A 12494-nucleotide genomic window follows, 5' to 3' on the forward strand; every position below is an offset into this window, starting at 1 on the left:
GTCAAACGTAGTAGATGGGCCAGTTTTGAGGCGAGCACCACCAATTGATCCCCCGGGGACGGAGGAAAACGGGTCATTTTTGCCTGATGGCTCGAGTCGCACCCGTTTTCCTGCGAAAACGCCGTGTCTCAACTTTGGTGAGACATTTGTCTCACGCCCAAAACACAATCTGGAACATGTGTCACCTGCCCTAATTGTGTCTCATTCCGTAACTTTAGGCTGATGCAAGGTCTGAGACCGCGAGAAGGGAGACGTGATGAGTAAGTACACGAGGGGTCTCTTGGCGGTGATACTTGCCGTAGTGCTTGTGTTGCCGGCTGCAGCATTTGCCATGCTGCCCGAGGCCAACGCCAGGTCCAGCACCGGAATGGACGGGCCGACAGTAAGCGGAACGGTCGTCGACCCCGACACCAGCGGACGCTGGGAAATCTGGGCGGCCGGTCACAACGGTAACAAAGTAACGACTCAAAACGTCGGCCGAATCTGGACCGACAAGACGGTCAAGAAAGCCGGAGAAAACGAAGCGTCAGATTTTGTGACTACGCTTTCGGCGATGTCCTCGACGTCTAATTCAACCGTAACGGTTACCACGCCACTCGACATCGTGATGGTGCTGGACGCCTCTGGCTCGATGGATGATCATATGGGCGGTATAGACTCACCTAAGCGTATCGATGCGTTGAAGAACGCTGCGAATAGCTTTATCGATACCATTGCCAAGCAAAACGAGGGCATCGAGGGCGTCAATAGGCAGCATAGGGTTGCCATTGTTAAGTTTGCGGGCAAGAAGTCCAACGATATCGGCAACAATATGTATCGCGACGGAGGGTACTCCTACAATTACACCCAGGTTATGAAAGAATTGACCTACTGTTCCGGCAGCAATGCGGATGATCTCAAGAAGAATACAATTAATCAAATTCAGCCTGCCGGCGCCACGCGCGCCGACTATGGCCTAGAGCTGGCCGAGGGAATCACTATCACTTCTGGCCGCAAAGACGCCAAGAAGATTATTGTGTTCTTTACCGACGGTACGCCAACAAAGCAAAATAAATTCGATGCGGGTGTCGCCAACGCTGCCGTGACAGCTGCTAAGAACATGAAGGACAGCAAGGCCACCGTTTATACTATCGGCATCTTTGATGGCGCGGACCCCAGCGCTGGTATCCAGGATTCGGGAAAAAGCCAAAAAGAGAACAAGTTCATGCACGCCGTTTCGAGCAACTACCCCAATGCCACGGCATGGGATACTCATGGTGCACGCGCGGAAAACTCCGACTACTACAAGTCGGCGACCAATGCCGAAGAGCTCAAGAAGGTCTTCGACGACATCTCGCAGGCCATCACATCGGAGGCGCCTTATCCGACCGAAATCCATAAGGGATATGACAAGACCAAGTCTGGCTACATCACGTTTACCGACGAGCTGGGCGACTTTATGCAGGTCGATGGATTTACCGAAGTCGTCATCAACGGCACGCCGTTTACCGAGGCGAGCAAGACGTTCAATGAAGAAACCAATACCGACACATATGAGTTCACCGGCAAGGCAAAAGACCTGCTCATTACCGTGCAGCGTGCCGGCGATGACAATCCCCAGAAGGGCGATATCGTAACGGTTAACATTCCTGCATCGTTGATTCCGCTGAGCCACTTTAAGACCGTAGACGGCAAGCTTTCGGTCGACAGCGTTAAGCCCATCCAGGTGAAGTATGCTTCGAGCGTGAAGAGTGTTGCGCTCGACAACCTATTTACGCCTGAGAAGGTCACGGGGCTCAAGACTTACATCGAAAAGAATACGACCGTTGCCGACGATGACAGCAAGACCGTGAGCTTCTACGCAAACAAGTGGAAGACCGGTGCGTTGGGTGATACGGTTGCGACCTTTGAGCCGGCCGATACCAACCGCTACTACTACTTCCAGAAGCAGACTCCCATTTACACCGATAAGGAATGCACGCAGCCTGCAAAGATTTCACTGGCAGAAAAAGGCACCTATTACTACAAGGATGAGTTTGAGGAGCAGGGCGAGAACAACGAGGCCAAGTCCGCCACTGCCGTCATCGAGTTTATCGGCGGCGACGCTGCGAAGTTTGACGGCGCCATAGTTCGCGACAAGGACGATAACCTTTCGTTTAGCGTGGGAACCGCGCGCCTGGCCTTTATCGACGAGCTCCACACCACCAAGGAGGGTGTGGGCGGCAACTTGACCGAGACCGCGCTCGACGTGCTCAACCCCAGGTGGAACAACGTGTCCGCCAAGGCGGGTGCTACGCATGTCAATTCCTACTTGGGCAACAACGGCAAGATCAGCTATAAGTACGACATGACGCCGGCAAAGGTTGACACCAAGGCTAGCTTTGGCCTGACCAAGGTGCTCGAGGGTCGCGAGTGGACGAAAGAGGACAAGTTTGAGTTTGGTCTGACGTCCGAGAACGGTGCCCCGATGCCGAAGTCCACGACCGCGGTCGCGACCCAGGGCAACAAAGCCATCGATTTCGGCGAGATTACCTACACCGAGCCCGGCACGTACGTTTATAAGGTCAGCGAGAAGAACGCCGGCCAAACTATCGATGGCATCACTTACAGTGGGAATGTCGCGGAGATTACCGTGACGGTAACGCCCAACAAGAAGGGTGAGCTCAGCGCTGACGTACAGGTGACTTCGGGCGAGACTGAGTTCAAGAACACCTACGCTGCAAATTCCGTCGATTCAAGCGTCACCGACAAGATCAAGGTGACCAAGGTCCTGACCGGACGCGACCTCAAGGCCGGCGAGTTCAGCTTTGAGCTGCGCGAGGGTCTCGGCGAAGACGCGAAGGTTATCGAGACCGTCAAGAATGACGCCAACGGCAACGTTACGTTCAAGGCTATCAAGTACACCGAGATCGGTCAGCACATCTACACGCTGCACGAGGTCAAGGGCAATGCCGGCGGCATCACCTACGATGGCACGACCTACACCATCGTGACGACCATCAGCGATAACAACAAGGGCCAGCTGGTGGCTACGCACGAGCTGCAGGGCGCCGCCGAGGACGTTAAGAGCATTAAGTTCGAGAACTCCTACACCGCCACGCCCGTCGCGGCATCGCTCGTGGGTAAGAAGAACCTGCAGGTTCCTGATGGCTTGACCCCGGCCGATATTGCCGGCAAGTTCACCTTTACCGTGACCGGTGAAGAGGGCGCACCCATGCCCGCGAACGCGAGCGTGACCAATGATGCCAAGGGCAAGGTCGACTTTGGCAAGATCACCTTTACGCTCGACGACCTTAACAAGGCCCTGGGCGAGAAGCCCGAGAAGCGCGAGCACACCTTTACCTACACCGTGACCGAGTCTGGCGAGGTCGCTGGCGTGACCAACGACGCTAACGCCACGCGCAAGGTTTCCTACACCGTGACCGATGACGGCAAGGGTAATCTGAGCGTATCCCACAAGCCGGACGGCGATGCGGCATTTGCGTTCACCAATACCTATAACGTGAAGTCTGTCGAGACGAGCGTCACCGAACAGATTACCGCGACCAAGTTCCTGACCGGCCGCGACATGGCTGAGGGCGAGTTCTCCTTCGAGCTCGTCGAGGGCGGGGACAAGGACGCCAAGGTCGTCGCCACCGGCAAGAACGCCGCCGACGGCACGATTACGATGAGCCCCGTGAAGTACGAAAAGGCCGGAACGCACACCTACACGCTGCGCGAGGTCAACGGTGGAACCACTAGCAAGGGCATTACCTACAGTGACGCCAAGTTCACCATCGAGACGACCATCACCGATAACGGCGACGGCACGCTCAGCGCCCAGCATGTTCTGAAGAACGCCGAGGCTGCAATCTTCAAGAACACCTACAGCGTGACCCCGCTCGACACTGAGCTCGACTTTGGCCTGAGCAAGGCCATTGACGGTCGCGACTGGACGGATGGGGACGAGTTCAGCTTTACCATCACCGCCCCCGAAGGCACCCCGCTGCCCGATCCCGCAACCGTAACCGTGAGCAAGAGGGACGCGAAGGACGGCATCGCCGCCATCAAGTTCGGTAAGATCCACTACGCCGCTGCCGGAACCTATAAGTACGAGATTCGCGAGAACGCGGGCAGCACGGTCGGCATGACGTATGACGCGCATGTCGCAACCGCCGAAGTGACCGTGACCGAGGACAGCGATGGCACCCTGACCGCCAACGTCACTAAGAAGGAAAACGGACGCTTTACCAACACGTACCGCACTGAGCTCGATTACGCCGCGGCCGGCGGCCTCAAGCTCAGCAAGACCCTCTACGGACGCCCCATGACCGAGGGCCAGTTCACCTTTACCGTGACGCCCGCCGACGATGGTTCGGCTAGCGCACTTGGCCTGCTGCCCGGGGCCAACAACTATGAGTCCCCCGCAACGATAGAGGGAACAGTCGGCCAGATTGACATTCTGGCGGGCCATGAGGTCAAATTTACGCAGGCTGATGCCGGCAAGACCTTTACATACACCGTTGCCGAGAAGAATGACGGCCAGCCGGGTTACACCTACGACGACGCTGTCCGCACCGTGACGATCGCCATCGCCGACGACACCGCCGGCACGCTCACCGCCACGACGACCGTCTCCGGCGGTTCCGAGGGCACGCTGGTGACCGAGTACAAGACCGGCGCGGCCGCGGTCGAGAGCGCCGTGGTCCCGTTCGTCAACAGCTATAGCGCTACGACCAACACGCCTGGTGGCACCGCTGCTCAGGTCGTTGCCGCCAAGACCCTGACCGGTCGCCCGATGGTTGACGGCGAGTTCTGGTTCGGTATCGCCTATCAGGGTGAGCTTGTGGGTTATGAAAATCTCAAGCCCAATATCGGTGGGCACGTGAGCTTTGATGCGCTGCACTACGACACCAAGATGCTTGCCGATCTTGAGTCTGCCGGGCTTGCCCATCGTACCGACAAGGACGGTAAGCTTGCTTGGACCATTAACTACACGGCCTACGAAGCTATACACGGGCTGCCGAACGGCGTTTCTGCTACAACGTGGTACTTTGGCTTTAAGGTTATCGTCGTCGATAACGGTGACGGTACCCTGACGGCAACGGTCGACTACGGTGGCATCGAGCCCTTGTTCGAGAACGTCTACGGCGCCGATGCCGTTGACGCCGCGCTTGCCGGCACCAAGAAGCTCCAGGCTGCCGAGGGCCTGACCCCGGCCGACATCACGGGTAAGTTTACCTTTACCGTGGCCGCCGATGAGGCGGGTGCCCCGATGCCCGAGCGCACGACCGCAACCAACGACGCGGCCGGCAACGTGGACTTTGGCAAGATCCACTTTACGCTCGAGGACCTCAACCGCGCCCTGGGCGTGACGGACGATGCGACCGATAAGGCCGAGGCAGACGAGGCCGACGAGGCAGAGGCTGAAGAGGCCAACGCCGACGCTGATGCCAACGCCGACGAGCCCAGCGACGAGTCCGAGCCCGCAGGTCCCGCTGCCCCGCGCTCGCACACCTTTACCTACACGGTGACCGAGTCCGGCACCGCCCCTGGCGTGACTAACGACGCCAATACCGCGCGCAAGGTTTCCTACACCGTGACTGACGACGGCGCTGGGCACCTGAGCGTCAAGCGCGACGGCGGCGACGGTGCGGACTTTACGTTCACCAACACGTACAGCGTGACGCCTACCGATTCTTCCGTGACCGATCAGGTCACGACCGTCAAGCGTCTGACCGGACGTGATCTTGCAGCTGGCGAGTTCACGTTTGAGCTGCTCGAGGACGGCGTGACTGTCGCTAGCGGCACCAACGACGCTAACGGCACCGTTACGCTGAGCCCGATCCGCTACGAGGCACCCGGCACGCACATGTACACGCTGCGCGAGGCTTGCCCCAACGCGCTCGGCCTGTACAAGGGCGTCACCTATGACGGTACGACCTACACCGTCGTGACCACCGTCTCCGACAATGGTGACGGCACGCTGACCGCGACGCACAAGCTCGAGGGAACCACCGAGTCGGCTGGCTTTACCAACAAGTATCACGCCATGCCCACGCAGGTTTCCATCGGCGCCATCAAGGTGCTCGAGGGACGCGAGCTCAAGAAGGACGAGTTTAGCTTTAAGCTCGTTGGCGAGGACATCGAGTCCACCGTCACCAACGATGCCGACGGCAAGATTAACTTCGACAAGTTCGAGTACGACGAGCCTGGTACGTACGTCTACACCATCAGCGAGGTCAAGGGCGACGAGGCCGGTATGACCTACGACAAGTCCGTCTTTACCGCGACCGTCAACGTGGTCGACGACGGCGAGGGCAACCTCAAGGCGAACGTCACCTTTACCAAGGGCGACAAGAGCGTCGAGGGTATCGTGTTCAACAACACGTACAAGAAGCCCGAGACGCCCGTGCCGACGCCCGATCCCGGCACGCCCAAGACCGTGACGAACATCGTCAAGACGGTCAAGGGTTTCCTGCCCACCACGGGTGACCAGCAGGCCGCCGCACTGCTCATGGCATTTGTTATTGCCATGGCCGGCGTCGGAGCCCTGGTCTGGGGTATCCGTAAGCGCTAGGCACGCTGGCAGCGCCCGGGGCCAAAAGGCCCCGGGCGGCCGGCGGGGAGCCAGAACATAGCCCCACCCCCACCCCCAGCCGCCACGGAGACGTCTCCCTTCTCCGTGGCGGCACTTTTGTGCGCAGGGGAGGAAGGGCCGCCACGAAATCGGCCCATCTACTACGTTTATCCCCTTACCCCCAACCATGCCAAAAAACGCGAAAACAAAACCGCAGGTAGAACGCCTGCGGTTTTCTGGAAAACAGGGGTATGGTCGGGGGTATCGAGTCAAACGTAGTAGATGGGCCGATTTCGTGGTTGGCGCCGCCAAATGATCCCCCGGGGACGGAGGAAAACGGATCATTTTTGGCCCCACGCGGCTGGTGGGTGCGTTCGCGCAGGACCGTTCAAACAAAACTATGCCGTTTTCGGGGCTAAACTCAGGACTCCCATCCATACCCGCGTTTTCTGCAAAATGACGGCTCGTCTACCTGCGGTTTTATTTTCACGAATATCGGCATGGTTGGGGACTCGTGACTCAGCCCCGGAAACCGGCATAGTTTTGAAATGGCATTAAATCGGTGGCAGCCATTTTGCTATGCCGGAGCGGTTGATCGTCGGGCAACTACCCTCGCAGGTAGGCGATGGCGATCTGCGTGCGGTTGCGCAGGCCCATCTTTGCCAGGATCGAGCTGATGTGGTTGCGTACGGTGCCTTCGCCCATATAGGCGGTGGCGGCAATCTCCTTGTTGTCGAGGCCGCGGGCGATGAGCTCGGCGACTTCGAACTCGCGGTCGGTTAGGCTGGCGAAGGCCGCGGGCCGGCGGGTCGTGCCGGCATCGACGCCCGTCCCATCAAAGTTGATATCTTCGATCGCCTTACCCTCGAGCACGCGTTTGCCGTCCATGACTTGCGCCAACGCCGGAGGAATGACGGCGACATCGGTTTTAATCAGGTAGCCGCGGGCGCCCAGTTTGAGCGCCGACACAATGTACTCGTCATCCGAGAATGTCGTCAGAAACACCACGCGCGCCGAAGGGTCGCGCTCAAGGATTTCGCGCGCCGCCGAAAGGCCGTCGCGCCCCGGCATCTGAATGTCGAGCAGCGCGATATCGGGCGCGTGCTCGGCGTAGAGCGCCACCGCGTCGTTGCCGTCGGCTCCGGTGCCCACCACTTCGATCTGCGGCTGGGCGCCCAGGATAATCTTGAGCGAATCGACTACCAAGCGGTCGTCGTCGACAACTATGAGCCTCATCGGGCGTCATCTCCTTGCTGTTTGGGGACGGTGGCAAACACGCGCCAGCCGGGGGCGCCGGCGCGCAGGCCGGCGGTGAAGGTTCCGCCAAGCGCCTCGACGCGCTCGCGCATGGAGACGAGCCCCATGCCTTCTGCGACGTTGCTGCTGCTCGCCGGGGTCGCGTCTGCGCCATCATCGGTAACGATGAGCTGGTAAAACGACGGATGCTCCATGCACCGCACGGTAATGGTTTTGGCATGGGCGTGGCGCATGGCGTTGGAAAGCGCCTCGCGCAGCACCGCCGCAAAGCAGTTGGCGACGTTGGCGGGCGCATGCTCGGTCAAAACCTCAAGCTCAATCTGCGGACCGCTGTCCGAGCGTGCGCCTTCAACGATGCGTTCGAGCTGCACGGAGAGGTTGGTTGCATTGTCGTTGAGCGCGTGGACGCTGGCGCGCACGAGCTGGAGCGCCTCGTCAACGGTGTATTTGACGTCGGCGAAATCGGCGGCAACGCCGGGCTCGTTGGCATGGACCACGCGCAGGGCTTCGGTTTGAAGCGAAGCGCGCGTGAGCTGGTGGCCCACGTTATCGTGGATTTCGCGCGCGATGCGGGCGCGTTCGGCGAGCGTCGCGAGCTCGACTTCGTAGTCCTGGCGGTCGGCGAGGTCGCGGTTGCGTGCCTCGAGTGCCAGGGCGCGTTCTTGCAGCTTGTCGCGGGTGCGACGCATGCGTTCCTGTTCGCGCTCCAGCTGCGCGGTGCGCAGCGACAGCAACGTGGCGGCGACCGAAAGGATGGCGGTCAGCAGGAGCGTTCGGGCGGTGAGCGCGTCGGTGCGAAGGTCCGCGACGAGCGCAAAGACAAAGGTGGCGCCAATGCCCAGCGCGGCCCAGGCGTGCTCACGGCGCGCCCGCCGCGCGATGTCATAGAGGGCGAGAGGCGCAAACGGCACAAACGGCGGCACGAAAACGGCCGCGATGACGTAAGCGCAGCTCGCGGTCTCGCTCGCGCGCCGGGCGCTTTTCCCCTGCGCGAGCTCAGCCAGCGAGGTGGCAATAACGCCAAGGCAAAACGCCGCGACCAGGCGAGCATCCACAGCAAGGCCCGTGGCGGCTGCGATGCAGCACGCCAGCACGATCGATTTGTCGAATAGCCTGTTCATACGGGTATTGTACGCGATGCCGCGCACGGGGGAGGCGCCACTCAGAGCAAGCGTGACATTCCTCCCACGCGGCGGGGCGGTCGCGTCAGCAGGCCACGCGACCAAGCCCCGCACTCGTGACAAAGCTCACTGGTGCGCGCCGGCGGTTCCTGCGATGATGCAATCGTACCGGGCCGCAATCAACAGAAGGGCCGCCTCATGACAGACATCGTCCACGTCGAAAATCTCGTCAAGCGCTACGACGATCTTATCGCGCTCGACCACTTTAACCTGTGCATCGCCCCTGGCGAGATCTTTGGCCTGCTGGGCCCCAACGGCTCGGGCAAGACCACGTCCATCAACTGCATCCTGCAGCTGCTCGCCTACGACAAGGGCACCATCGAGCTATTCGGCGAGCGCATGACGCCCGCCCGCTACGACCTCAAGCGCCGCATCGGTGTGGTGCCGCAGCAGGTGGCGGTGTTCGACGAGCTCACCGTGCGCGAGAACATCGACTATTTCTGCAGTCTCTACGTCAACGACCGCAAGCGCCGCCGCGCGCTGGTGGACGAGGCGATCGACTTTGTCGGCCTGGGCGACTTTACCAAGTTCCGCCCCGGCAAGCTCTCGGGCGGCCTGGCGCGTCGTCTCAACATTGCCTGCGGCATCGCGCACAAGCCCGAGCTCATCTTTTTTGACGAACCCACGGTGGCGGTCGACCCGCAAAGCCGCAACGCCATCCTGGAGGGCATCTGCCGCCTGCGCGACGAGGGCGCCACGGTGGTGTATACCAGCCATTACATGGAGGAAGTCGAGCAGATCTGCAGCCGCATCATGATCATGGACGGCGGCCGCGTGCTGGCGCAGGGCACTAACGACGAGCTCAAGCGCATGATTCAGATGGGCGAGAAGATTGTAATCGAGGTCGGCGAGGTTCCGAGTGCGGCGCTCGGTGCCGTCGCAAGCCTGCCGCACGTTCTGGACCTTTCGGCAACGGCGGGACAGCTCACGTTTTCGTGCGAAGCGAGCCCGCACAACCTGACGGACATTCTCGATGCGCTGCGCTCGCATGACGTGCCGCTCGGCCGCATCTATTCCGAACCGCCGACCCTCAACGACGTGTTCCTCGAGATCACCGGCCGCGAGCTGCGCGACTAGGGGGCGGCCATGTTCAACACCATCATCACCACGGTCAAGACGCTGCTGCGCCGGCCGAGCACGTGGGTCTGGGGCGCTCTCTTTCCTATTGCGCTTTCCACGATGTTCATGTTTATGTTTGCGAACCTCAGCTCCGACGGCACGGTCGACCCGGTGCCGGTTGCCGTCGTGGCGGACGAGGCCTGGGATGCCTCGACCTTTAAGGACGTGGCAGCTTCGCTTGCCAAGGCAAGCGACGATCAGCTGCTCGATGTGAGCGAGTACGAAGACTTGGCTGTCGCGCGCAAAGCACTCAAGGCCGGCGAGGTCGCGGGCATCTATACGGTTGATGCCGCGGGCACGCCCAGGCTCACGCTGCTGTCGAGTTACGACAGCTCGCGCGCCTCGTCGGTGCTCACCGACCGCAGCATCCTTGAAACGGCGGCAAGCTCGTATACGCAAAATGTCGAGCTCATGCGCCAGATTGCCCAGGACAACCCGGCGACGCTCGCCGATCCGGCGGCGGTTGCGCACGCCCTGTCGCTCGAGGGCGGAACCCGCCGCGTGAGCCTGACTCGTGCCACGCCCGATGGCACGGTCATCTACTACTACGCGCTCTTTGGCCTGGTCGCGATGATGTCTGCCGAGTTTGCCGCCTTGAGCGTCGTCGATTTGCAGCCTAATCTGTCGGGCCTTGGCGCGCGCCGCTGCGTGGGCGGTCTTTCCAAGACGGCGTCGCTGGCCGGCATTTTTGTCGGCTCGTGGCTGGTTTCCTTTGCATCGATGGCGGTTGCGATCGGCTACGTGCGCCTGGTCGTGGGCGTCGACTTTGGCGGGCGCGAGGGGTTGTGCCTGCTGGGCGGGGCTGCATCCGCGCTTGCCGCCACGGGCCTGGGGCTTTTTGTGGGCACGCTTCCCGTTAAGGGCGGCAAGGCATCCAAGTCGGGCATCCTCACGGGCTTTGCCACCACGTGCGCCCTGTTCGCCGGCCTCTACGGCGAGCCGGCGATGGCGCTTGCCGACGACGTCGCCCGCGCTTGTCCGGTCGAGTGCTGGCTCAACCCCGTCAAGCTCATCTGCGACATGTTCAATCGCCTGTATTTCTTTGAGGACCTGGGGCCCTTCGCTGTTCGCGCCGGCGCGCTCGTCCTGATGGCCCTGGTGTTTGTCGCCGCCGCTACGCTGATCTTTGGAAGGAGCCGCTATGAGCACCTTTAAGACCGCGCTTCGCATGGCGCTGGCGCACCCGTTTTACCTGCTCATCTATACGGTGTTCATCTCGCTCATGGGCGTATTCATCGCGGCTTCGGTGAGCTGGAACTCGTCGCAGCTTACCGAGTACAAGCCCTACGACACCAACGTGATCGTGGTCGACCGCGACAATAGCGACCTTTCGCGGGCACTTACCAAGCACCTGGGCTCACGCTTTGACCTGGTCACGGGCGTCGGCGACGACACGTACGACCTTGCGGATGCGCTCGCCAAGAGCAACAGCGCCAAGGGCAGCGCCGATTGCGTGTTCTTTATCCCGGAGGGGTTTGAGGACGATCTTGTTGCAGCCGCCCGCGCGGGGGAGGCCCTGCCCAAACTCGACGTGACGTACGGCTCCGGCACCATGGCGGCAGCGCTTTCGTCTGCCGAGGCCTCGCGCTGGATCTCGCTTGCGGGTGCTGCGGCGGCACTTGAGCCAGCTGCTTCCGACAGCGATGTCGCCAAAGCTGCCGAGCATGCCGCTGCAAAGCGCGCGGAGGTCCAGATCGAACAGGTCAAGGTCGACTCGACTGCCGCCGCCACGCTCGAATCGTACTTCAATTTTGGCGCGTACGCGATCATCTCGTCGGTCATCGTGTCGGTGGGATTGGTGTTCTCGGGCATGAATGAGCCCGAGCGCGTGCGTCGTATGGATGCCGGCCCAATCCCCGAGCGCCAGCGTTCGCTCGCTGTGTTCGCGGCCGCCGCCGTGCTCACCGTCTGCATCTGGCTCGTGTCGAGCATGATGGGCGTCGTGGGCTTTGCCAGCGCGGTTGCCGAGGTCGGCGTGGGTCGCGTGTGCCTGGCGCTGGCGGCAACGTTTGCCCTGGCGTGCACGCCGCTGGCCGTTGGCTTTACGCTGTCGAGCCTGGGCGCGCGCGAGGAGCTGCTCAACGGTGTGGGCAACCTGCTCGGCATGCTCATGACGTTTTTGGGCGGCGCCTGGATGCCGCTGTCGCTCATGGGCTCGGCCGTGCAGACGGTGGCGCACTTTGTGCCGACGTATTGGGTGAACGACGCGATCGGCAAGGCGCTCGCCGCGGACCTGACGTCCACCGTGCTGGGCGACATCGCCTGCGATCTGGGCGTCACGGTGCTCTTTGCCGCGGCCATCGCCGCCGTAGGCCTAGCCCTCGCGCACAACAAATCCCACGCCTAGCCACCTAGTCATTGGGTGTTCCTATAGTTTTGTCAACCGTCGGGGCTACTCC

Annotated in this window: 6 protein-coding genes; 4 read left to right on the forward strand and 2 right to left on the reverse strand. The window is 61.2% G+C overall.

Translation table 11 applies throughout. The features are described 5' to 3' along the window. Positions 1-256 precede the first annotated feature (256 nt). Complete coding sequence (locus DXD48_RS03835) at positions 257-6538, forward strand: Spy0128 family protein (protein ID WP_117564063.1); 6282 nt, start codon at positions 257-259, stop codon at positions 6536-6538. Positions 6539-7144: 606 nt separating this feature from the next. Here the strand turns inward: DXD48_RS03835 and DXD48_RS03840 are convergent. Beyond that, a complete protein-coding gene (locus DXD48_RS03840; protein WP_117564064.1) occupies positions 7145-7774 on the reverse strand; it encodes a response regulator transcription factor in 630 nt (209 codons plus the stop codon). Continuing rightward, the gene (locus DXD48_RS03845) at positions 7771-8916 is read right to left on the reverse strand and encodes a sensor histidine kinase (protein ID WP_147324140.1); all 1146 of its coding nucleotides are present in this window, start codon (positions 8914-8916) and stop codon (positions 7771-7773) included. Before DXD48_RS03845 ends, DXD48_RS03840 begins: the two co-directional genes overlap by 4 nt. A gap of 198 nt (positions 8917-9114) precedes the next feature. Here DXD48_RS03845 and DXD48_RS03850 point away from each other — a divergent pair, with 198 nt between their 5' ends. Genes DXD48_RS03850 through DXD48_RS03860 form a run of 3 tightly spaced genes read left to right on the forward strand, consistent with a single transcriptional unit; the run spans position 9115 to position 12442 of the window. Next, positions 9115-10053: an ABC transporter ATP-binding protein gene (locus DXD48_RS03850; protein ID WP_117564074.1), complete on the forward strand. Its 939-nt coding sequence runs from the start codon at positions 9115-9117 to the stop codon at positions 10051-10053. A gap of 9 nt (positions 10054-10062) precedes the next feature. Then, entirely contained in the window at positions 10063-11250 is a 1188-nt protein-coding gene (locus DXD48_RS03855) for an ABC transporter permease (protein WP_117564066.1), read from the forward strand. Continuing rightward, on the forward strand, positions 11237-12442 hold the full coding sequence (locus DXD48_RS03860; protein WP_117564067.1) for an ABC transporter permease: 1206 nt from the start codon (positions 11237-11239) through the stop codon (positions 12440-12442). Before DXD48_RS03855 ends, DXD48_RS03860 begins: the two co-directional genes overlap by 14 nt. Positions 12443-12494 lie beyond the last annotated feature (52 nt).

The sequence above is a fragment of the Collinsella sp. TM05-37 genome, assembly GCF_003436455.1.
In the GTDB taxonomy this organism is placed as follows: Bacteria; Actinomycetota; Coriobacteriia; order Coriobacteriales; family Coriobacteriaceae; genus Collinsella.